Origin of the sequence: Marinoscillum sp. MHG1-6 (assembly GCF_024714475.1) — a bacterium.
Lineage (GTDB): Bacteria > Bacteroidota > Bacteroidia > Cytophagales > Cyclobacteriaceae > JAMZMI01.
This window is the reverse complement of sequence record NZ_JAMZMI010000003.1, coordinates 416,191-438,065: the sequence shown is the minus strand read 5'-3', so window position 1 is coordinate 438,065 and position 21,875 is coordinate 416,191. Positions and strand designations below refer to the sequence as shown.

At 42.3% G+C, this 21,875-nt stretch carries 21 protein-coding genes; 7 read left to right on the top strand and 14 right to left on the bottom strand.

The genetic code is table 11. The features are described from left to right. Position 1: 1 nt before the first annotated feature. The 14 genes from NXR94_RS09020 to NXR94_RS08955 form a co-directional block, all read right to left on the bottom strand. Positions 2 to 5,260 carry an ATP-binding sensor histidine kinase gene (locus tag NXR94_RS09020; RefSeq protein ID WP_258104292.1) on the bottom strand — a complete coding sequence of 1,753 codons (5,259 nt, stop codon included), beginning with the start codon at positions 5,258 to 5,260 and terminating at the stop codon, positions 2 to 4. Between the two features lie 3 nt (positions 5,261 to 5,263). Beyond that, positions 5,264 to 5,932, bottom strand: coding sequence for a DUF6989 domain-containing protein (locus NXR94_RS09015; protein WP_258104291.1), 669 nt, complete (start codon positions 5,930 to 5,932; stop codon positions 5,264 to 5,266). Beyond that, a complete protein-coding gene (locus tag NXR94_RS09010) occupies positions 5,929 to 7,164 on the bottom strand; it encodes an oxygenase MpaB family protein (RefSeq protein WP_258104290.1) in 1,236 nt (411 codons plus the stop codon). The genes NXR94_RS09015 and NXR94_RS09010 overlap by 4 nt, the downstream gene beginning before the upstream one ends. Positions 7,165 to 7,306: 142 nt before the next feature. Then, positions 7,307 to 7,669 (bottom strand): iron chaperone, encoded by a 363-nt coding sequence (locus tag NXR94_RS09005; protein ID WP_258104289.1) that lies wholly within the window; start codon positions 7,667 to 7,669, stop codon positions 7,307 to 7,309. Continuing rightward, positions 7,666 to 8,046, bottom strand: a complete 381-nt coding sequence (locus NXR94_RS09000) for a nuclear transport factor 2 family protein (protein WP_258104288.1) — start codon at positions 8,044 to 8,046, stop codon at positions 7,666 to 7,668. Before NXR94_RS09000 ends, NXR94_RS09005 begins: the two co-directional genes overlap by 4 nt. Before the next feature lie 3 nt (positions 8,047 to 8,049). After that, a complete protein-coding gene (locus NXR94_RS08995) occupies positions 8,050 to 8,496 on the bottom strand; it encodes a VOC family protein (protein ID WP_258104287.1) in 447 nt (148 codons plus the stop codon). Positions 8,497 to 8,554: 58 nt separating this feature from the next. Beyond that, positions 8,555 to 8,989, bottom strand: a complete 435-nt coding sequence (locus tag NXR94_RS08990; protein ID WP_258104286.1) for a VOC family protein — start codon at positions 8,987 to 8,989, stop codon at positions 8,555 to 8,557. A gap of 28 nt (positions 8,990 to 9,017) precedes the next feature. Continuing rightward, entirely contained in the window at positions 9,018 to 9,395 is a 378-nt protein-coding gene (locus tag NXR94_RS08985; RefSeq protein ID WP_258104285.1) for a DoxX family membrane protein, read from the bottom strand. Between the two features lie 96 nt (positions 9,396 to 9,491). Continuing rightward, positions 9,492 to 10,409 carry an SRPBCC domain-containing protein gene (locus NXR94_RS08980; RefSeq protein WP_258104284.1) on the bottom strand — a complete coding sequence of 306 codons (918 nt, stop codon included), beginning with the start codon at positions 10,407 to 10,409 and terminating at the stop codon, positions 9,492 to 9,494. A 1-nt stretch (position 10,410) separates the two neighbouring features. Next, positions 10,411 to 10,890: an SRPBCC domain-containing protein gene (locus NXR94_RS08975; RefSeq protein WP_258104283.1), complete on the bottom strand. Its 480-nt coding sequence runs from the start codon at positions 10,888 to 10,890 to the stop codon at positions 10,411 to 10,413. Continuing rightward, positions 10,887 to 11,213: a helix-turn-helix transcriptional regulator gene (locus NXR94_RS08970; protein ID WP_258104282.1), complete on the bottom strand. Its 327-nt coding sequence runs from the start codon at positions 11,211 to 11,213 to the stop codon at positions 10,887 to 10,889. The genes NXR94_RS08975 and NXR94_RS08970 overlap by 4 nt, the downstream gene beginning before the upstream one ends. A gap of 353 nt (positions 11,214 to 11,566) precedes the next feature. Then, positions 11,567 to 12,178: an MCP four helix bundle domain-containing protein gene (locus NXR94_RS08965; protein WP_258104281.1), complete on the bottom strand. Its 612-nt coding sequence runs from the start codon at positions 12,176 to 12,178 to the stop codon at positions 11,567 to 11,569. A gap of 187 nt (positions 12,179 to 12,365) precedes the next feature. Further along, complete coding sequence (locus NXR94_RS08960; RefSeq protein ID WP_374988001.1) at positions 12,366 to 13,088, bottom strand: glycosyltransferase family 2 protein; 723 nt, start codon at positions 13,086 to 13,088, stop codon at positions 12,366 to 12,368. An 8-nt stretch (positions 13,089 to 13,096) separates the two neighbouring features. Next, positions 13,097 to 14,941, bottom strand: coding sequence for a glycosyltransferase family 39 protein (locus NXR94_RS08955; RefSeq protein ID WP_258104280.1), 1,845 nt, complete (start codon positions 14,939 to 14,941; stop codon positions 13,097 to 13,099). A gap of 335 nt (positions 14,942 to 15,276) precedes the next feature. On the opposite strand from NXR94_RS08955, the gene NXR94_RS08950 reads away from it, so the two are divergent. The 7 genes from NXR94_RS08950 to NXR94_RS08920 all read left to right on the top strand — a co-directional run bounded on the left by NXR94_RS08950 (position 15,277) and on the right by NXR94_RS08920 (position 21,874). Continuing rightward, the gene (locus NXR94_RS08950; RefSeq protein ID WP_258104279.1) at positions 15,277 to 16,200 is read left to right on the top strand and encodes an ATP-binding cassette domain-containing protein; all 924 of its coding nucleotides are present in this window, start codon (positions 15,277 to 15,279) and stop codon (positions 16,198 to 16,200) included. Positions 16,201 to 16,207: 7 nt separating this feature from the next. After that, the gene (locus NXR94_RS08945; protein ID WP_258104278.1) at positions 16,208 to 16,933 is read left to right on the top strand and encodes an ABC transporter permease subunit; all 726 of its coding nucleotides are present in this window, start codon (positions 16,208 to 16,210) and stop codon (positions 16,931 to 16,933) included. Between the two features lie 12 nt (positions 16,934 to 16,945). Next, on the top strand, positions 16,946 to 18,451 hold the full coding sequence (locus tag NXR94_RS08940) for a Gldg family protein (RefSeq protein ID WP_258104277.1): 1,506 nt from the start codon (positions 16,946 to 16,948) through the stop codon (positions 18,449 to 18,451). 11 nt (positions 18,452 to 18,462) lie between these two features. Further along, on the top strand, positions 18,463 to 19,341 hold the full coding sequence (locus tag NXR94_RS08935; RefSeq protein WP_258104276.1) for a DUF4340 domain-containing protein: 879 nt from the start codon (positions 18,463 to 18,465) through the stop codon (positions 19,339 to 19,341). Between the two features lie 124 nt (positions 19,342 to 19,465). Continuing rightward, a complete protein-coding gene (locus NXR94_RS08930; RefSeq protein ID WP_258104275.1) occupies positions 19,466 to 20,002 on the top strand; it encodes a DUF255 domain-containing protein in 537 nt (178 codons plus the stop codon). A 48-nt stretch (positions 20,003 to 20,050) separates the two neighbouring features. Next, positions 20,051 to 20,788, top strand: coding sequence for a head GIN domain-containing protein (locus NXR94_RS08925; RefSeq protein WP_258104274.1), 738 nt, complete (start codon positions 20,051 to 20,053; stop codon positions 20,786 to 20,788). Positions 20,789 to 20,857: 69 nt separating this feature from the next. Next, positions 20,858 to 21,874, top strand: a complete 1,017-nt coding sequence (locus tag NXR94_RS08920) for a lipopolysaccharide assembly protein LapB (RefSeq protein WP_258104273.1) — start codon at positions 20,858 to 20,860, stop codon at positions 21,872 to 21,874. Position 21,875: the final 1 nt, after the last annotated feature.

Here is a 21,875-nt window from a genome sequence, read left to right as displayed (position 1 = left end):
ATCAGTTCTGGGGTGCCAAAGGCAGCTCAACATAAAACTTTGAGCCATTATGAGGTTCACTTTCTACCCGGATATGACCTTTGAGTGACTCGACATAGCGTTTCACTATGGATAACCCTATTCCGGTTGACTTTTCACCAGCCGTAGGAATAGAACTCAATGTTTGAAATTTGCTAAACAGGAGTTTTTGATCTTTCCGGCTCATGCCTTGCCCATTGTCCTCCACAGACAGGATGACCCATCCTTCACTATTTCCATGTCCAATGGATACAGCCACTTCTCCATTTTTCTGGGTGTACTTTATGCCATTTGAAATCAGGTTGTCTAAGATCTGACGAATATGGCTGGCATCAGATGTTATGCTGACCTCATCTATATCCGAATTGAATGTCAGGCTGATTTTCTTCGCTCGGGCCTTTTCCTGATGGTTGTGAATTTCATTTTGAATTTCTGCGATCAATTCAAACGTTGAGTACTCTACATTGACTTCTCCGGAGTTAATGGCATTAGTATCCAGTATCCTGGTGATAAGGCCCTCCATGCGGTTACTTGATTCAAGAACATGTTTGAGATACTCTTTGGCTTCATCAGATTGAGGGTCAGCCATGACCATGTCTACGTATCCCTTGATAAGATAGAGTGGGTTTCGTAAGTCATGGGAAACGACACTGATAAGGTAATCCTTATCGTTGTTAAGTTCTGTGAGCTGTACATTTTGCCGATCCAGAATGTTTTTCTGCTGTTCGATTTCCCTGGTGCGCTCTTTCACCTTTTGCTCCAACGTGTCGTAAAGCAGGGCGTTATTGAGCGTAATGGCTATTTGTCCTGAGAGCATAGATAGGAGGTCGGTGCGCTCAGCCGTAAATACACCTTTATTCAGCCTGTTTTCAAGGTAGATAATTCCAAGTAGGTTTCCCGAGTGGATTACCGGTAAACAGAGTGCACTTTGCACTTTTTCTTTTCTAATGTAAGGATCATTTCCAAAGCGATCGTCCGCAGGGCCATTGTCCAGTATAATCCTTTCACGGGTACGATGGACATAGCGTATGATTGATTCCGGTATATTGTCAGCTTCTTCTACCAAAACGGGGTCAACCATACTGGCTTCCTCGCCTACATGACAAGTGGCATAGATCGATAACCTCTCCTTCCCTCCATTTTCTACGAGTATAAATGCCCCGGTCTGTGCGCCTGCATTTTCAATGAGTATGTTCAGTAGGGACGGAATGGCTTTGGTCAGCTGAATTTCGCTGGAAATGGTGCTGGCAGCTTTCAGAACAGAACTTAAATCAAGGGCCACCGATCCGCTCATGGTACCCAAAGAACCAGACGTAAAGGTGGAGGTCAGGTCAATGTTTCGTTTCTCTTTGAGGTACGAAAACTCTTTTTTGAGCTGTGCTACCTTTGATTTTGCGCCCCATTTCTGGTAAGTCTTAAGAGCTGCTTTCAGTTGCTTTGATTCTGCTTCGTGATCCCCCTTTCGAGCGAAAAATCGTCCGTAAAGTTCCTGGGAGAGGGCTAATTCATTTTGGTATTCGCTTTTCTCCGCATTGGTAATGGCCTTTTGATAATGTGTTATTGCTGAATCAGGATTGTTGCTTATGGCAGCCAATTCCGCCTGAATAAGATCATACTTATGTTGAAAATTCGAAGGGGAATGGTGAGCCCATTTCACCAATTTCTTGACATTGCCCCGGATTATTTTCATCCATTTCTTTTGTGTTGACTTCTCAGAATATTTGAATTGTCGGAGCCGGACCAGGGTATCATAGAAATAGACAATAGGGAAGTAGACTGTGCTTAAAGCAATTTCCATATACCGTTTTACCTCATCTATATGATGCAAAGCCTCTTTATAATTTCCAAATAGGAAGTGAATAAGGGTCAGCGAAAGGTTAATGTGAAATAATGCCGTTTGATCTTTTTGGAATTCCTTTTTGAATTGATCGCTATAGAAATGGCTCAGACTAAACTCAGTTCCTTCCAGCTCCCACGGCTGATCCAAATCAGAGTGAATATTCAAAATGCTTTGGAAAACGATTTTGGTGTAAAGTTGATAGCTTTCCTGATTGAGAGAATTCATTTTCTCCAGATACGGGATGGCCTCATTCACTATTTGATTCAGGCTTACACCACAATTGTATTCAGCACAAATTTTCAGGAATACTGCGGAAGCAGCATATTGATTATCTCCGATCTCCAGAGATTTGATATAAGCCTCCTGAAGGGGTGCGATGGCATCTCTTACGGGATTTTTCCAATGGTTGATGAAGGCATACTGGATCACCAGGGTCTTTGGAAGAACCGTTTGAAATTTGTCTGATTGGCGTAGAAGTCGCAAGGATAGTTGCCCGAAGTCATACCCTTCATCATATTGTCCTAATACCCCACAAAGGATAGTGCCATATCCTCCATAAAATGAGATTGACTCTACATGATTACCATGTTTTAAGGAAAGTTGTACTGCCTTGAAGATGCCCAGTGGGAAAAGTTTGGGGAAGTTATGATAGGAGGCGGTACTGATACTTGAGATCATTTTGATAGCCAGAGATAGTGTTTCGTCCGTCATCTCCGGCAAGTTCTCAAGCTCCTCTGCTTTTCGTGACCGGAGAACCCACTTGGTTTTCCCCAGCGCTGTTAGTATATGTAGGTCGTTTGGTTTTTTAGGAAGTTTTATGCCTACTTCACTCAACACGTCCAAGCCGTAATTGATCACCTCATGATGTTTACTCTGAGCGATGTAGGACTGTACAAAGATGTTCTGGGCTTTCAGGGTATCCAGTTGGGTTTGAGATTTGGATAGTAAAATATTTCCCAATCCCTCCATTTTGGTATAATGCCCCAAAATGAGATGACACTCCATCTCAGATAAGAACAACTCAAAAGAGAGCTCGTAATCAGTGACCCAGTCTGAATCTGAGTGAAGTTTGCGTGCTGATTCGAAGTGATCAATAGCCAGGTCGTAAGCCGAGGAAGCCATGGCCTTTTTTCCAGCCTTTACATTGAGGTCAATTAATTGAAGCTGATAAGCCTTGTCTTTGCTCTTGGGGATACCTTTATTGAGCTGATCGAGGATCTCAAATAACTTTTCTGGCTTTTTCTCAAGATTAATATTACTCAGTAGTAGCTCCCCAATTTTCTGATGAACAGCGCCTTTTTCATTTTCAGGGATTAATTCAATTGCAGCTTGTCTGATTCGGTCATGTGCAAACCGGAATTCAAGCCCCAGATAATCATCATAGGCTGACACGGAAACGGCTTTCATCAGCTCGCCTGAAGTCTCTTCCACAAGGAGTAGTTGCTCAATGACAGCCTGCCATAGGTACTCGACGATATTATCACTATGTTCATTAATATACCGGAGAGTTTTTAGGTCAAATCTGTCACCGATACAGGCACCAAGTGTTAACAGTTGTTGAGTGTCCGGATGAATCTTTTTCAGTTTTTCGATCATGAACTCCACCACATTATCTGTGAAATTGGTGGCTTTCAGTTCTTCAATGTTCCATGTCCACTCTCCTCGCTTGTTAGAAGTGTTCGATTCAAATCGTACTAACTCGTTTTCATAGATGGACTTTAAAAACTCGTTGACGAAAAATGGGTTTCCGGCGGTCTTTGAATGGACGATGGTATTGAGTTCTCGTCCTTTTTGCTCAGAACATGAGAAAGTATCCTGGATGAGAGAAAGGGTATCATCAAAACTCAAATCATCCAGTTTTATTTCAACAATATCTATACCCAGACCCGGAAGGTCGTTGAAGATAATATTGAGTGGATGGCTATCATCTACTTCGTTATCCCGGTAGGCCCCAATAAAGTAGAGATGTTTCATCTCAGGATCGCATACCAGGGTTTTTAAAAGTTTGAGTGATGCACTGTCTGCCCATTGAAGATCATCAATGAACATCACCAAAGGGTGCTGCTCCGATGCTAATGCTTTTATGAACCTCATAAAAACATAAGTGAACCGATTTTGCGCCTCATTGAGCCCAAGAATCGGGAGCTCCTTTTGCTTGCCTATGATTAGTTCCAGGTTAGGAACCAGGTCAGTAATCAATTTTCCTTGCTCACCAAGAGCATTTACTATTTGCTCTTTCCAAACATTGAGTCGCTTGTCACTCTCAGAAAGCAGTAAACTAACTAACCCATTGATGGCCTGACTAATGGCCTGATAGGGACGATCTTTTTGGAATTGTTGGTGCTTTCCCTTGATGAAGTTACCTCGCTTCTCCGTGATAGGTTTATGAATTTCATAGATCAGAGATGTCTTACCCGATCCTGATTTGCCTGAGACCAGTGTGATTTCTTTATGCTCCTGCCCAAGGTTTTCAATAGAATTGATCAGGCATTCCTTTTGTCTTTCCCTACCATAAAGCTTTGATGGGATCAAAAACTTACCGGACTGATCATTTTGACCGAGATCGAAAGCCTTTATTTCTACCTTGAGAGCTACCTGATCATGACATTTTTTTAAGTCTTCCAGTAGGCCTCCCGCGGACTGGTATCGGTTTTCGACATCCTTCGCGATTAATCGCATAATGATGTCGGAGAAGATTTCCGGAATTGACGGGTCAATAGCGCTGGGAGTGGTAGGCCTTAAAGCCAAATGCGCATGAATGATCTCTAAGGGGTCTGTCTGTTGAAACGGCAGTTGACCCGTAAATAGCTCGTATAAAACAACTCCAAGGGAATAAAGGTCTGAGCGATTGTCTACTACCTGGTTGACTCTTCCGGTCTGTTCTGGTGAAATATAGGGGAGCGTCCCTTCTAGTTGGTCACTAACGCCTTTTACGGTTTGTTTTATGTCAACATTACTTGCCAATCCAAAATCAATGATCCTGGTTTCCAACTGGTCATTAACCAATATATTGTAAGCACTTATGTCTCTATGAATGACATGATAAACGCCATGGATTTCAGAGAGGGTTTCAGTGACCTTGATGGCAATTCTGAGTGCATCAATAAAGGATGGTCGACGGTTTCGAATGATGTCCTTTAGGGTCTTTCCGTCGAAATACTCCAGAACGAGTATTGGCGTCTGATGATCCTTGATAAGGTCCAGGGACTTTCTTATGCCTTTTGATTTGATCTTCTGAACGTGCCGGTGTTCGTTAATGAGCTGAGTCGAATGGGGGAAGTAATTGAAGTCCTCCTGGATTACTTTAAGAATAACATCGCCATTGTAGCTACTATCCTTCAAATGATAAATTGAAGAATTGAAGCCTTCTGCTATTTTCGATGCGTTCTTAAGTAATTCCATATATTATCCCCCAATCATATATGACAGCACGGCACTTAGATAGATCCAAATACCACATATTACAGCCATAATGGATGTAAATCCGTAGCCTTTTTGTTCTGATTTCAATAATAGAAAGGGCAGAGAAAGGGAAATGAGACCTTCGCAAATAATGACGTACACTGGTGCATTAAAAACCATTGGGACGTTTTGGTAATACCACCACCATCCGGCTCCTTTGGCCAGGTGTTCATAAAGAGGTATGTAAAATGCACCCGCAAGTCCCATGATGATGGCAGAAAGTCCCCAGCCTCTCAATCGGTTCAATAACAACCCGTAGTAGCCCAGTTGGATGATCACATTGGCCCATGCCAATGGCATATAGGCAGGTGAGCTCCAGATCATAGCCTCTTTACCGGGATAGACCAGACTATTAATGCCATCCACCAGGTAATGATCCGTAAAAAGCTCCAAAAATCCGGCTATTGTAGCGAATAACACCAGATGGATTAAGACCTTGTCCTTGCTTATTATGCAGTAGAGAACGTAAATTGCATATAGCGTATAAGTAACAATGGCAGCTGATGCAGGGCCTGCGGCTATTATTGAACTGACAGCTGACCAGATCACCAAAATTGATTGAGTTATCAGTATAAGCAATGTTAGCTTTTTGCTGGTAAAATCCTGGGTCATGCTGAAAATGTATTTTTAGTGTCAGTCTCACTTACAAGTCCCCAACTTCCATGAAGAGACGGGGGGATAAAAAAGCGTACATTTTTTCCTTCATTATGGTGTTTGATATATCCCTGTAGCAATAGTTTGTTGATTTTTGAAGCCAGGCTGCTGATGATTTTGGAATGTTGCATGATAGAGAACCCCTCACCAAGAATCTTGGAAAATGTCAAAGCAAATTCATCCTGGAGCGTTTTATGTTCTTTAAGTCCAATCATCGAAGCCAAAGGCTTCGCACACCCTTTTTCCACATCCTGAAATAAATACCACATTAAATATTCCGGAACCTCTTGAAAAAGATGTCCGGGAATCATGTATTGGATAAAAGCAATGCACGAATCAGTCAAGGCTTTGCCTTCCTCTGAGGCTGCTGACTGGTGCTCAAGAATTTTGCAGCCCAGAACCCAGTTGTCTTCATAATTGTCTGATAGCAGGTCATCGCTAATGCCCATCTGGTAACCAATGACTTTCCAGCAATGGCTATAGCCATCAATTTGCTCCTGTGAAAGTTTGATTCCCAGTTGTTTTAAACCGCTAAGGATGATAGGCGAAAAGGACATAAGTGTACCTGCCAGATCTTCCTGATTGATGGGTTCGCCGAATTCCGACACATCCCAGCCTTTAGGGTTAAATCGCTCGTTCTTGATGAAGTACCTAATTGAAGCGTGGATCAATCGCACCTTTTGCATGGTCACGATGCCTTTTCCTTTAGGTTTTAGTCCATCCGGCTGCAATACGTCGACGACCATCTGGGCTGTTTCCATCAGTCGACGCACCAAAGGATCGATTTTCCCTCCGTGTTCCATGAGCCTTCCAGTATCATAAAGCACTTTGGCACCTTTTGCACAGGTATAGCACATGGGTAGTGACTTAAGATTTAGTAGCATAAAGACTTCAGGACCGTAAAGACTAAATACCTCTTGACCAACTGCTATTTTGCTTTGATCAGCCCATTCCGGTAAACGGGCGGTGGCCTCAAAATATTGATCAACTATTTCCTGAACTTCCTTCGGAAGATCGCTGAAAAGGGCAGGATCGTAATCCTGATTTCTTGTAAGTTTCAGAAAAACATCATTGATATGCCTTTCGAATCCGCCTTCAATAATGGCGGAGACGGCCTGATCTGCCAATGGGTCTGTTTCTTTACGCTTCTGATCCAGCAGATCAGCGTTTAGGTGGTCAATAGCTAGCATGGGATTAACGGTAATCTAACAAACCTGTAAAATAATTTCAATTAATCACATATTATGAATTAGGGAGGTTAATTTGAATTGAAACTTATACTTTTCAGGGCACGAAAGACATTACTTGACCTATATCAAGTTGAATCAGGATTTATCCATTACGTCTTTTCTGATTTTCTGTAACCCGAAACTGTGTGATCTTTTTAATCAGATCAAATGGGATTGGTTTATTTAGCGGGAATTGCACGGATCCTCTGGCCCATTTGTATTGGGAAATGTCTTTTTTGAATGCTGTGATTCCTGAAGGCGCAGGGTAGAAGCCAATGTGATTTTTGTATCCTGCAAAATGTACCAGGTTGCCATAAAGTTTGAAAGTGGGTATGCCATAGCTGATACATTCAATTGCTTCAGGAGCAGCTGAAGCAATGACTTCCCTAATCCGTTGTAATGAACCCTGCACCTCTTCTGGGAAAGTGTCTATGTAGTCGTCAATAGTTTTTACTGCATCTTTCATGATATTTGGATGACGAAAGATTGGATCGATTTAATAAGTTTCCCTTTAGTACTTTGAAATTCATAGACATCACAGAATTTATACCTGTTATCATCCATTCCAACGATTATACCGGAGGAGGCAGCAGATCTTCCGTGAGATAGTATCTTTTCGATATGCAATTCCTTTAGCCTGTAATCGGCAATTGTATCAATTTCATTATCAAATTGAGATTTGCCATGAATGATCTTATCCCCAACCATTTCCCAATAAATGTCGTCGGTGACAACTGACTTGATCCAGCCTGAATCATTTTCCGCAAAAGCAATATTGAAGTCCTTGATAAATTGCATTTTTGGTGAGTTGCCGCAATCTGTGGCACATGTAAGCTTGGTCATGATTTACGAATTGAAGGCTTTTTCGATTTCGTCGATGTTGATTTTACTCATTTGCAACATGGCCTGAGTTGCTTTACCCGCTTTCCCCTGATCACGGTTTGCGATAAAATGGGGAAGACTTTCTGGAATGACTTGCCACGAGAGCCCAAATTTATCTTTAAGCCATCCACATTTTGATGGAGTGCCGCCGTCCCGAATAAAACGATCCCAGTAATAATCAACTTCTTTTTGGTCCTTACAGTTAATCAGGAATGAGACGGCTTCCGTGAAATGAAACTGGGGACCGCCATTGATCGTCGCAAATTGCTGTCCCATCAATTCGAACTGTACAACAAAGGGGTTTTCACTAATCAATTTGGATTCTGGAAAGACGTCGCAATAGTATGTTGCTGCATCCTTTGCGTTCCCGTCAAACCAGAGGAAAGGAGTGATTTTCTGTAGTGTACTCATGTCAGGAAGGTTCAGGTGAGAAGTATAGCCACTCGTGGTGAATGGTTTAGTATAGGTTCTATTTAGCCGGACAGTTGAACATCCAGTGAACACCGAATTTATCTGTACAGCTACCAAAATAGTCGCCCCAAAACTGGTCTTCTAAAGGCATAGTGACCATGCCTCCTGCTGACAGCGCTGCAAAAAGCTTGTCCGTTTCTTCTTTGGAGTCAGGAGAGAGATTGATGTGAATATTGTTACCCATATTCAATTTGAATCCCATGGACTCTGCTGCGTCCGTTCCCATCAGTTGATGTCCTCCGATGGTGGGCAGTGCAACATGCATAACCAGATTTTTATCTTCTTCTGAGAGTGGGGGTGCTCCCTCCGGGGCAGGTGCTTCTCCCATTCTCATAATAGGTCCGACGAACTCTGTTCCAAATACCGATTTGTAAAAATTAAAAGCGGTCTCGGTGTTACGATTGAAGTTGAGGTAGGTGCTTACTGATGCCATAATGTTGTTTGTTTTTGAGTAGAATAATTTACTTAATTACCAGCATAGATTTATAATAATCCTTGTTAGCCAGAGCCAAAAAGACCGTGCTTAGAATTACAAAAACGGCTATTGGTATTCCTTCGGGAGCAATGGCCAAATGAATACAAATAATATTCACCGCTACAGGGAAGAATATGACCACTGCTAGCGGTAAGAAATAACCGGTCAGCATGGCCAGTCCGCATAAAAGCTCAACACCTTTGATCAGTGGTAACAGATAGCCAGTAGCCTCCACTCCTTCATTGAATTCTTTGAGAGGACCTGAGAGTTCGGGTACCGGAATCAGATTGAAAAAGTAGGAGACCGATGAAAAGATGAGTAATGCTCCGAGCAAAAGGCGGATGATTGTTACAGCTATTTTCATGATTTCTAGTTTTTAGTAGATCAAAGTTAGGATGGTCAAATGCCAATTTTGTTGTGTAAAAGCGACAGCCTATGGGTGTGATTGCGTCACAATAGCTTATTGGGCAAGTTTGCTTAGCACTGCTTCGAGTCGATCAAAATTTTCGTCGTTTTTTCCCTCCGTGTATTTGAATATTTTATCTCGAAGTTCCTTGTTCTCAAAAACCTGTCGGAAAATGATATGGGTGCGTTCTCCGGCTATGCCATCAAAGGTGGCAATCACTCGGAAATAGGGCTGTGACTGACGGTTCCAGTGGATCAAATAAGGGGGTTGGATATTCAAAAAGGTACATTCATTTTCATAATTTCCATTATCAGGACCATGCATGGTGAACTTCCATTGACCACCTTCTTTGAAGTTATACTCGTGAAAGGTATTTGTGAATCCTTTAGGACCCCACCATTGCTTTAAGCTACTAGGATTGGTCCATGCTTCATAAACAAGCTTTCTGGGATAGTTAAGCAACCTGGTAGTGCGTATTTCCAGCTCAGGTGACTCATTTTTGAAAAGCGATTCGTTGAGAATCTCTTCCAATCTATCAAGGTGTTGGATGCCTCCCTCGATTGCACCGAATTCCCTTGCAACACGTTGAAGTAATTCTGCTGTGGGGAAGGTGCTCTTCATGGAGAGTAATGTCTGGTTTTCTCCAATTTCCGAAAGATACAATTTTACCTCAAAGGAGATATCTTCGGTATCCCCGCCCCCCATCTGCTGGTAGTGAAGAAACCCCGGCTTAGCTATTTGAACAAAGCGTATCCTGTTCTCAAAATCGCGTCCGTCAGGTCCATGCATGATGAAATCCCAGATTCCACCCGGTTTTAAGTCGAATGAACTTGTAGTAAGGGAAAAGCCTGTAGGGCCCCACCATCTAGCTAAATGCTCCGGTCTGGTCCAGGCCTCAAATACCAGTTCAATGGGCGCATTCAGAACACGCTGAAAATGTATGCTTTTATCGGATTCTTGAATAGGTATCATCTCAGTTTCGAAGTTGAATAAAGTAATCGTCGAGTTTTTTAAAGCTTGAGTTCCAGCCGGAAGCACCTCCCATTTTTTCATGTTTCTCCTTGTCTTCTTCGGTTGGGTGAGTGAAAATGATCGTTACTTCTGTTCGTTCACCTAAATCAGAAAAAAGGGTAGTTACCAGCAATATGTTAGGCAGGTCCATGCCGTGCGCATGTTCTTTGTACTCATCGGCGAAATCATCCGTAGAAGTGTATCTTTCGATAGGATTAACTTCCTGAAAAATTCCCGTAACCGGATATTCCGTGCCATCAGGACCGGTCATCACATATTTCCACTTACCGCCAGGTTTAAAATCCATAAACTCCACTCGTGTGGTTATGCCCTCGGGACCCCACCACTTGATGATATGTTCAGGTTGTGTCCACACATCCCAAACGAGTTGTCGGGGAGCGTTGAAGGTTCTTTTGATGATAATAGGGTGATCAGTATTCATGAGTTCTTCTTTTTTGATTGCAATTCATTTAGGTAGTTTTCAAGGGAGTCAAGTCGGGACTCCCACATTTTCCTAAAAGGTTCGATCCAATGCGCCACTTCACTTAATGGTTCTAATTGGGGTACACAGTATCGTTCCCTTCCTTGCTGATTGATGAGTACCAGTCCACATTCTTCGAGAATCTTCACATGCTTGGATACCGCGGGTCGGCTCATCTCAAACTTCTCAGAAAGCATGTTCAGGTTCAAGGGGCGATCTATCAGCAGAGACATGATCTCCCTGCGGGTAGGGTCAGCTATGGCTTGAAATACATCTCTTCTCATTGTGTTGCTTGCTTACATGTAACCATTTGGTTACTAATATATAAAATAAAACCGAATGGTTACATTTTTGATTAAATTTTTTTGAAACTGTGAAAAGTGACGAGGTAGGCTCTCGTTCAATTTTATTAAGGTAAGAGTATCATTTCGAAGATTGAGAGATTTTCCTCATTAGTAGTCAGTACAAAATTTTAAGGAAGATTTCGGCAAAGGAGAAATCACCGTTTTTATAGTTTAAACTAACGATATAGGCATTTCGCTAATCCATTGCCACATCCTTAGTCAGAGCCTGCACCGTTATATTTCTGGTGCTTTTTAAGGTTTCGATCGCAATGCAATAGATAAAGTTGGAGCCATTAAGATTTTGAACTGCTCCTGTAAAAGATAATCACCTGGATAAGCAATCCGATCACAATCAAAATTCCTATCTCAATTTTTGACATGAAGTTGCTTTTTTCGATCGCTTTATTGGATTGATCTATTTGCCGTTTGCCCTCTTTTAGTTGAATTTCAAAGAGCTGGTCTAGATGATCCGTAATGTCTTCATATTTTGAGAGTAGCTCATTTTTAGAAGACTCTTCCGTCCACCTTCCTGTTTGCTGTAGAGTTGTTTCCAGCTTGAATACATGGTTTATTTCTTCCCGCAAGGAATTGAAAAGCAAAGCCTCCTTTTCAGTCAATCTCGTCTGTGAATATTTCTGCATCAGCTCCTCAATCGCTATTTGATTGGATTCTTGAGGTTTATATGGGTTTTGAGCGTCTGCCTTTAGTAATGCCTCTTGTTTGTGGTGAAAGTTGCTAGCTATTTTGTAGATGTAATCCTTTACAACCAACCGATCTTCATATACCGTTTTGAGGGCATTTTCGACCACCTCAAAATGCTTTTTATCCATCATATTGGTTGCCAATACGAGCAAAAACACAACTAACAATGCGAAAAACCATTTTATTCTTTGAAGTACTCCCATTTCCTGTCAATTATTGATCTGATAATTTACCCTTTTAGTAAAGGTAGTTTCTGCCTACTGGATTTTAGTCAGTAAAAAGACGGAAACCTTCATGCCTGTACTTTGACCGTTGGTCTTTATTTCAAATGAAGATAGCACAGTTTGGATCGCAATGCAATCGGGATTGAACTTGAGGTTGATCTCCAAGTTACTGTTTGAACATCCCGTATTTTAGAATGCAGTAAATCGCCCTAAAGCCATCTTTCCAATTGATTTTTTTCCCTTCGGCATAGGTACGTCCATAATAGCTGATGCCCACTTCATAAATTCGGATATCTGGTACCCTTGAAATTTTAGCCGTGACTTCCGGCTCGAATCCAAAGCGGTTTTCTTTTAATTGGAGAGACTGAATGAGGTCAGTTTTAAAAAGCTTGTAACAAGTTTCCATGTCAGTCAGGTTGAGGTTGGTACTCATGTTTGACAATGTTGTCAAAAACTTGTTTCCTATAGTATGCCAGAAAAAAAGTATTCTATGTGGTTTGCTTCCCGCAAACCTTGATCCGTAAACCACATCCGCAAACCCATCAATTACCGGCTTCAGTAAATCGTTGTATTCTGCCGGATCGTATTCCAAATCCGCATCCTGGATGATAAGGTATTCCCCTGTGGCTTTTGAAATTCCGGTACGAAGCGCCTTACCTTTCCCTGCATTTTTTTCGTGCTCGTAATAGCTTATGGTCATATCGGGATTTTCGTCGATATATTTCTTTAGGGCATCTCGACTATTATCGGTTGAGCTATCATTGATGAGTATTATTTCTTTTTCGATGCCACCGATGAGGTCGGTTTTTTTGATTTTGTTCAGTATGAGGTGAATGGTTTTTTCCTCATTATATACCGGTATTACAATAGATAGTTTATTTATTTCCACTAGTCCGCTTAATCTAATTTTTGATTGTCCAGGTAATTTTCCGTACGAATGATGTCGCCGTTTGGACCTTTTACAATGACCTCACCATTGAGCTTGTCATCCGTCCATCTTCCTTCCATAGTCGTACCGTCCGGCAAATAAAGGGTACCCTTTCCATTTCGCAGACCGTTTTCCCATTGTCCAACATATTTTTGATTACTTTTCCAGGTATAAGAGCCCATGCCATTGCGCTTGTTGTCCTTCCATTCACCCCAATAACCAAGCTGTGGTTCAAACTTGAGTAGGTAGGTATCTGGATTTTTGAGCTGTGCCACATTTTGAAACTTTTCCGGATACTTTTTGATCGCCGGTAATAAGTATCTCCCGGTTGAGGAGTAGCCAAGCTGATCAAGGATCACATAATCTACACTAGAAGCCTTCAAAGCCTCTATTAGATCCTCTGCATCTAGTGTGTATTTATACCCTGCGACATATCGGTTGGAGTACACATAGAACAGTTGCTGTTTTCTGCAACTAATGACCGAGGTGTCTGGGAGATTTTGTCCTGCCCATTTGGCAAGGTCAAAGTAGTTTTGATATCGCGGGATCCATTTTCCTTTGGCCTGTCTAGATAAGGTGTCAATGGAAGGTCCTGCGTAAGATTTCATGCCGACTATCATCAGGATGATTAGAAACACCGAAACAGTGGCTTCAGAAAATGATTTCTGCGATGCCGTCTCTGCCAATTTCTTTATTAGATGGACGGTCCCGTAAATGAATAGAAAGGCCAGAATGGGAATGAGTGGAAGCAGAAATCTCTGACCCGTCCAGACTGGGGGCCATAAAAGCAGGATGCCAAAAGAAGCGCCCAGGTAAAGAAAGATCAGCAGACCGTATTTCTTAATTCTGGTAAGCCCAAATAGCATGATCGCAAAGATGATCAAGCCAATAACCCATTCTTTGCTGGTAATGGGGTCGTTGTAGTTGGTGACTTTCAGGAAATTGAAAACACCAGAAGGAATTTCCCTGGTCAGGTATCGTTCTAAGTTTTCCCAAAACCTGCTGAACCAATCTGCCAGTTCCATACCACCGAGCTCCGGTCTGTATGGGTTGATCATAACGATTTGTTTCATATATGAACTGCCGCCAAGACTGCTGGTTCTCATCATCCACGGTATCATCAGTGCGGCCACGCCGACAACAAAGGATGCCAGGTAGAGCCAATTTCTAGTTATGAGTAAATAAACCATCATCGCTGCGATAAGTGCCAAAGCAGTCGATCTGATATGATAGGTAAAGACCAAAACAAGGATGAAAACCAGAAACTTCCAGTTTTTCCAAAACGGACCTGAAAAGTCCAGATCAATAAATAGCCACAAGCATAGGAGAGAGAAAAAGAGAAACGGAATCTCACTCATCATGATGGTCGCATAGGTGAGCATATGCACATTTACAATGCACAAAGCCGATACCAAAAATGCTACATGATAGTTGTCGGTAATTCGGGCAATGATAATAAAGATCATTCCTATGGATAACAGGAAAAAGAAGCCACTTACTCTTTTGATGGTGACAATGTCATTTGAAAAAAGCTTGATCGTTGTGGCGATAATAACCGGATACCCCGGAGGAAAGTGGTTATGAGGGGTTTTGTTTAGCGTGTGAATATTGGTGTAACCATCACCATTAGCCAGTGCATTTCCAAGGATATAATACCCTGCATTATCTCCTCCCAGGTTGATCTTCTCATCAAAGACTTCACTATATACCTTGAACCAGGCAATGATCAATATTGCCAGGTAGATGAAAGTCATCTTCTTACTACTGAGGAAACCCATGATCCCCGAATTGGAGGTGTTGCTATTTTGGTTCATAAATTAGTCGGCTGTTTATTCTGGTCAGGACTAAAATTAAAGCGACCAAGATAATAAATATCACAGGAAGAGTGCCTTAATGGATTTCCGTCATAGATTATTTTGTTGTATCATATTGCTGGTAACGATAGATGGTGTAAACTGAGTATCAAACAGTTCTCAAGTTTTCGATCGCAATGCAATTGCGATCGAGCTCAATTATAAACTGTTCGCTGCTGACTGTTCGCTGATCCCGATCTTAACTTTTTTTAACACGGTAGCGAATCGGTCTTATTGACAATCAATCTCCTGGATTTTATTATTGCGGCCTTAGACAACGTAATAACCAGATTATCATGTCAATAATTGTAGAAAACCTCACCAAGAAGTACGGTGAGCAGAAAGCTGTTAATGACATATCATTTGAGATCAAAACAGGTGAGGTCGTTGGTTTTCTTGGGCCAAATGGTGCGGGGAAAAGTACAACGATGAAGATCATCACCTGTTTTATGGCTCCGAGCTCAGGTGATGTGAAGCTGGATGGACATTCGATCCATACCGACCAGGAATTAATTAAGAAAAAAATAGGCTACCTGCCTGAAAACAATCCGCTTTATCAGGATATGCCCATTGTGGACTACCTGAGATTCTCGGCTGAAGTGCAGGGCGTGGAGAAAAATCTCATTCCAGGCCGAATAGGAGAGATGATAGAGAAATGTGGTCTCGATCAGGAGAAGCACAAAAACATCAACGAACTCTCCAAAGGGTACCGACAGAGAGTCGGGCTTGCACAAGCTATGATCCATGATCCTGAAGTGCTCATCCTCGATGAACCCACCACCGGACTCGATCCAAACCAGATTGTGGAGATCAGAAAGCTGATTAAGGAACTTGGTAAGGAGAAAACGGTTATTCTGAGTTCACACATTCTTTCCGAGGTGGAAGCTACTTGTGATCGAATACTGATCATCAACCGCGGACGCATTGTCGCGGATGGCACTTCCGATACGTTGAGATCTCAGGCGCAGGGGCAGGAACTCCTTAAGATAAATATTGAAGCTGAGGCAGCGAAAGTGGAGAAAGCGATCCTGGAACTCAGTTCGGTTGAGAAAGTCACTAGCTTGAATGGGAAGGAAGGTTGGTTCAATGTACAGAGCAAGCCGGACATGTCGAGCCGCAAGGAAATTTTTGATCTCTGTGTGAAAAATAAATGGTATTTAATGGAAATGTCCGGTTTGGAAACCAGGCTAGAGGACGTGTTCCAGAAACTAACAAAATAATAAGGTCATGAGTAAAATTTGGATAATCACGAGAAGAGAGCTGGCCTCATTCTTTGATTCGCTTATTGCCTATGTGATGATCATTTTGTTCCTGGGCTTGAGTGGACTCTTTACCTGGCTAGTCGGAAGCAATATGTTTTTTATCAATCAGGCGAGTTTGCAGGTGTTTTTCAGTATTGCGTATTGGTCGCTGTTTTTCTTTATTCCTGCCATCACTATGCGCATGATCGCAGAGGAAAATCGCGCTGGCACCATCGAATTATTGATAACTAAGGCCGTATCTGATAGTCAGATTGTATGGGGAAAATTTCTGGCTTGTCTACTGCTGGTAGCCATCGCGTTGGTTTGTACCCTGCCGTACTATATCACGGTGAGCAATTTGGGTAATATTGATGATGGTGCGGTCATTGGCGGATACATGGGATTACTTTTCCTTTCGGCGAGCTATATCAGTATTGGTTTGTTTGCCAGTAGCGTGACCCAAAATCAGATCGTCGCGTTTCTATTGGCCCTTTTCATTGGGATCTTCTTTCAGATGGTATTTGATGCAGTGGGTGGTTCCATTCGAGGTACCAGTGGAGAGATACTGAATTACCTAAGCATGAGCTCACATTATGAGTCCATTAGCAGGGGGGTAGTGGATAGCAGAGACCTGGTGTACTTTGCTTCTATCATAGGACTGGGGGCCTTGTTGTCACAGATCATGCTTTCGAAAAGAAACTGGCAATCATAAAATATTGGAACGATGAAGAAAAAGAATATCATAATACAGCTGATAATCGTTTTGGCCATCATTCTGGTTGCCAATTTGATTTCAAACGGCCTTTATTTCAGGCTGGATTTTACAGAAGACGATCGCTATACCTTTAGTGATGCGACGCAGGACGTGTTGGATGATCTGGGTGGAGTGATTACGATCAAAGCATATTTCTCCGAAGATCTCCCAGCGCAATTGCTGAAAAGCAAGCAGGATTTTAAAGATCAATTGACGGAATACGAAAACCGATCAGGGGGAAACATAGTCTACGAGTTCATTAATCCTAATGAAAGTGAAGAAACAGAGCGTGAAGCACAGGAACAGGGGATTAGTCCCGTGATGATCAATGTTCAGGAACGCGATCAGGTTCAGCAGTTGAGAGCTTACATGGGAGCTGTTTTGAAAATGGATGATCGTACCGAGGTCATTCCTATGGTGCAACCCGGAGCTGGTCTCGAGTACTCGCTGACAACAGCAATTAAGAAAATAGCTATTACCGACAAGCCGAAAGTTGGATATATCCAGGGTTTTGGTGAACCATCCATTTATGCTTTACCGCAGTTGATGCGACAACTTTCTGTATTGTATGACGTGGAGCCATTTCAAATAAAGGATACGGCATCCATACCTTCTTATTATCGCGCCTTGATTTGGGTGAACCCAAAGGATTCTGTTGGTAGTAATCAGTTCGCCAAACTGGATAGTTACCTTCAGAAGGGTGGAGGAATGTTTGTGGCCTATTCGAATGTGGAAGGGGACTTACAACAGGGTTTATTATCGAAATCCACAGATGTGGGTGTTAAAGGTTGGTTAGCTGGCAAGGGTTTGAGCATAGGAGATAATTTTGTGATCGACGCACAGTGTGCGACCGTCAGTGTGCAGCAAAATCTGGGGTTTGCTGTCATGAATACGCAAAAGCAGTTCCCGTATTTCCCAATGGTCAACAACTTTGAAGATCATTCGATCACCGGAGGGTTAGAGAGTGTCATGCTGCCATTTGTGAGCAATATCAGCTTTAACAAAGCAGATACCAGCATTTCAACCATTCCATTGGTTTACACTTCAGAACAGTCCGGTTTGGTGACTCCACCGACATACATTGATATTCAGAAAAAATGGACTGAAAATGATTTTAGAGCCGGGGCACAGCTGGTAGCAGCCGGCGTGGAGAATGCCAACTCCAAGATTATTCTCGTAACGAATGGAAGCTTCATTGTAAATGGGGAAGGACAAAGACCTCAGCAGCAGAGTGAAGATAATATCAATTTAGCAGCCAATGCAGTGGATTGGCTGGCGGATGATACTGGGTTGATTGATCTCAGAACCAAAGGGATCACTTCCCGACCTTTGGATCAGGTGGAGGAGGCCACAAAAACGATCTTGAAATATGCTAACGTAGTAGCGCCGATCTTCCTGATCCTTCTTTATGCTTTTATCAGAAGACAAATGAACAACCGCAAGCGTCAGAGGTGGATGCAGGGTAATTACAACTAAAAAGAACAACTATGCTAAAAGGAAATAAAACGGTCATTTTATTGGGTGTTTTGATATTACTGGTTGCCATTTATGGTGTTGTGAAGCTGACATCTGATGGAGGCAGGAGCAAGTCCTACAAAGAGCAACTTGTTGATTTGGATACCGCTGCAGTGACTAGGGTGGAAATAGTCGGAGGCCAGGAAAAATTAATTCTGGAGAAGAAGGATGCCATCTGGTGGGTGAAGGACAATAAAAAGGCTCAAAGCACAACAGTACGGAGCATGTTAATGTCCCTGAATGGCATCAAACCTTCAAGAATTGCGGCAAGATCAAAAGAAAAGTGGTCTGATTTTCAGGTTGATTCCGCAGGCACCAGGGTAAAAGTGTATGAAGGGGGTGATGAAGTATTAGACCTGATTATCGGGAGATTTGGTGTAGAAGGGCAACGCAACTATTTCACCTATGTTCGGTTGGCCGACGACGAGGATACCTATGTGGCCAACGATTTTATGGGAATGAGCATTGGTAAAACGGATGCAGACTATAGAAATAATAGGATTCTTAAGATCACGGCTGATTCCGTACAGTCGGTGGATTTTGTATCAGGAGGGCAAACTTATTCACTCATTAAAACCGAGGAAGAATGGGGCATAGGAGGCGTCAGTGTGGAGGAAAAGCAGGTAAAGGATTTTTTAGGTGCCCTGAGTTATGTGACCTCCAAAAAGTTTGAAGACGGCGAGGTTACTGCGGATGGCAATGAGGTGATCTTTCATCTGACAACAGGAGATATCTCGGTAAAATCTTTCGGAGAATCTTCCTTTTCATCCTCTTCAAACGACGAGATTTTCACGGACCCCACGGTTTATGAGAAGATATTTAAGCAACCAGATTTTTTTCTGAATCAGTAAGAGGCCATTAGTACTGAGTCGAGCCCTGTCAGTAAATGAATATTTCTGGCAGGGCTTTTGTGTTTTATGTCGCGAACTAAATCCCGGAAGTGGTCGTTCAACCTTTAATAACTATTTTAGTGAGATGATTAGAGCAAGTATAATAGCATCAGTTTTCATGGCGATCATGACTGTTATTACCTCTTTCGAGACATTGGCACAAGCGGAAGTAGAATGGATCAGTTTTGAGGAGGCCGTAGCAAGGTCCAAGAAGGAGCCTAAAAAATTGCTTATTGATATTTATACTGACTGGTGTGGCTGGTGTAAGAAAATGGATCGTGATGCTTATGCCAATGAGAAGCTTGCAGCCTACATCAATGAAAACTACTATGCTGTAAAGTTTAATGCAGAGCAGCGTGAAGATGTAGAGTTTGATGGACATACCTTCAAATTTGTAGCTAATGGTAATCGAGGAGTTCACCAACTTGCCGCGGCACTCACTAACAACAAACTGAGCTACCCTACAACAGTGTTCATGACTGAGGAACTTGAGATCATTCAACCGGTGGCCGGATACTTGGATGCCAAATCTATTGAGCCTATCCTTGTTTATTTCGCAGAAGATAAGTTCAAGGAAGTCGAATGGCCGAAATACCAAAAAGGTTATCAATCTTTCCTTTGATGCAACCCTTTCACTTTCTGTGAGTCTTTGAAATAAAAACTCGTAGAAATGAATAAGCTAACCATAATTACGCTGGCCCTGATCCTGTCATTTCAGGGGCTGGCCCAGGAAACTGAAACCAGAAATCTTTCATCATTTGATGGGGTGGCGGTATCCACGGCTATTGAAGCGACACTTACCAAAGGATCTTCAGAAGAAATTAAAATTGTATCCGAGGGGGTAGCGCTCAATGACATTATCACAGAAGTGGATGGTGGCAGGTTGAAGGTTTACATTGACAAATCGAACAACCGAAGATCTGATGTCAAGGTCTATATTGTCTATAAGAATTTATCTTCATTAAAGGCGTCTTCTGCAGGGAGCATCCAAGTCACTGATAAGATCATAATCAGTGGAGATTTTGAAATTGATGTCAGCAGTGCTGGAGATATCAAAGCATCCATCAAAGCAGATGAAATTGACATTGATGCCTCCAGCGCAGGAGATATAAAACTGACGGTAGAGGCCCGATCATTGGAAGCCGATTTGTCAAGTGCGGCAGACGTGGAAATTTCGGGGATTGTTGAAGAATTGAATGTTGAGGCCAGTAGTTCCGGTGAGTTTTCTGGTGATGATCTCACTTGTAACAGTGCAGAATTAAGAGCTAGCAGTGGGGGATCCATTGCTGTGGGGGTAAAAGAAAAGCTTAAGGCGAGAGCTAGCAGTGGGGGCTCAATCATATATGCAGGCACTCCAAAGTACCTCGACAAAGAAACAAGTAGTGGTGGAAGTGTTAGAAAGGATTAATTAAGGTAGTAGAATCCAATTGAATAGAGCTGTCCCAATTATTTGGGGCAGCTTCGTTTTATTTGCGGTATGAAGATTTTGAAGTATTTCATTCCGCTCCTTATTATAGCATGTGCTCCAGGTAAAGAAACCAAAAGGGATCGTTTTTTTATGCAGGGAAATGACGCGCTATCCCGACAGGATTTTGATAAGGCGGTAGCGTTTTATACCCTTTCACTGGAAAATGATCCTGACTACGCCCGGGCCTACAACAATCGCGGAGTAGCCCGCATAGAAGATGGCCACCCTTATGAGGCTATCCAGGATTATAACCAGGCCATACTTATTAATCCGGAATATCATGATGCCCTTTTCAATCGAGCCTATGCCTATGAAGAAGTAGGTAAATATGATCAGGCACTTGAGGACATTAATTATTTGAAAAACACTTTTCCGGACTCAGCATTCGTGCATTTCTATAAGGGATTGATCTTGACCAAACTCAGAGATTACCCATCAGGAATTGCGAGTTTCAAAACTTCCTTGCTACTTGATTCGATGAACATGGAGGCTCGGGTAAATCTGGCTACTCTTTATTTCTTCACAGACAGGTTGGATTCTGCCCGGCAATGGTTGCGGAGCACTTTAGCTCTTAATCCTAATGACGCCAATGCATACAATACGCTTAGCCAGATATATCTTTCTGAGGAGGATTATCAGAATGCTTTGATCACGATCAACCGGGCGCTGGATATAGTCCCACAGGAGCCCTATTTTCTCAATAATCGAGGGCAGGTGTACTTAAAAATGAAAGATTATGAGGGTGCATTAAAGGATATTAATAAGAGTATTTTACTTGATCCATCCAATGCCTGGGCTTACCGAAATAAGGGGCTTTATCATCTTGCACAAGGAGAGTTTGAAGAAGCAGTAAGGTTGTTGAAAGAGGCTGAAAAACGAAATCAGTTTATTGATGATCTTTATTCCTATCTGGGTGAGGCTTACCTGGGTGCTAATCAAAAAGACCTTGCTTGTGAGTCATGGAAAAAAGGTGTGGAGTTAAATGAAGAAAGGTCCGGGAAAATGATCATTAAAAATTGTCAATAAG

Coding starts and splice junctions, on each gene's coding strand:
- NXR94_RS09005 (WP_258104289.1), bottom strand. CDS start 7,669: ATGAAAGATGCAGTAAAAACTATTGACGACTACATAGACACTTTCCCA.
- NXR94_RS08945 (WP_258104278.1), top strand. CDS start 16,208: ATGAGTAAAATTTGGATAATCACGAGAAGAGAGCTGGCCTCATTCTTT.
- NXR94_RS08995 (WP_258104287.1), bottom strand. CDS start 8,496: ATGAGTACACTACAGAAAATCACTCCTTTCCTCTGGTTTGACGGGAAC.
- NXR94_RS08990 (WP_258104286.1), bottom strand. CDS start 8,989: ATGGCATCAGTAAGCACCTACCTCAACTTCAATCGTAACACCGAGACC.
- NXR94_RS08930 (WP_258104275.1), top strand. CDS start 19,466: ATGATTAGAGCAAGTATAATAGCATCAGTTTTCATGGCGATCATGACT.
- NXR94_RS08950 (WP_258104279.1), top strand. CDS start 15,277: ATGTCAATAATTGTAGAAAACCTCACCAAGAAGTACGGTGAGCAGAAA.
- NXR94_RS08970 (WP_258104282.1), bottom strand. CDS start 11,213: ATGAGAAGAGATGTATTTCAAGCCATAGCTGACCCTACCCGCAGGGAG.
- NXR94_RS08935 (WP_258104276.1), top strand. CDS start 18,463: ATGCTAAAAGGAAATAAAACGGTCATTTTATTGGGTGTTTTGATATTA.
- NXR94_RS08920 (WP_258104273.1), top strand. CDS start 20,858: ATGAAGATTTTGAAGTATTTCATTCCGCTCCTTATTATAGCATGTGCT.
- NXR94_RS08975 (WP_258104283.1), bottom strand. CDS start 10,890: ATGAATACTGATCACCCTATTATCATCAAAAGAACCTTCAACGCTCCC.
- NXR94_RS08940 (WP_258104277.1), top strand. CDS start 16,946: ATGAAGAAAAAGAATATCATAATACAGCTGATAATCGTTTTGGCCATC.
- NXR94_RS09015 (WP_258104291.1), bottom strand. CDS start 5,932: ATGACCCAGGATTTTACCAGCAAAAAGCTAACATTGCTTATACTGATA.
- NXR94_RS08925 (WP_258104274.1), top strand. CDS start 20,051: ATGAATAAGCTAACCATAATTACGCTGGCCCTGATCCTGTCATTTCAG.
- NXR94_RS08985 (WP_258104285.1), bottom strand. CDS start 9,395: ATGAAAATAGCTGTAACAATCATCCGCCTTTTGCTCGGAGCATTACTC.
- NXR94_RS09000 (WP_258104288.1), bottom strand. CDS start 8,046: ATGACCAAGCTTACATGTGCCACAGATTGCGGCAACTCACCAAAAATG.
- NXR94_RS09020 (WP_258104292.1), bottom strand. CDS start 5,260: ATGGAATTACTTAAGAACGCATCGAAAATAGCAGAAGGCTTCAATTCT.
- NXR94_RS08965 (WP_258104281.1), bottom strand. CDS start 12,178: ATGGGAGTACTTCAAAGAATAAAATGGTTTTTCGCATTGTTAGTTGTG.
- NXR94_RS08955 (WP_258104280.1), bottom strand. CDS start 14,941: ATGAACCAAAATAGCAACACCTCCAATTCGGGGATCATGGGTTTCCTC.
- NXR94_RS08980 (WP_258104284.1), bottom strand. CDS start 10,409: ATGATACCTATTCAAGAATCCGATAAAAGCATACATTTTCAGCGTGTT.
- NXR94_RS09010 (WP_258104290.1), bottom strand. CDS start 7,164: ATGCTAGCTATTGACCACCTAAACGCTGATCTGCTGGATCAGAAGCGT.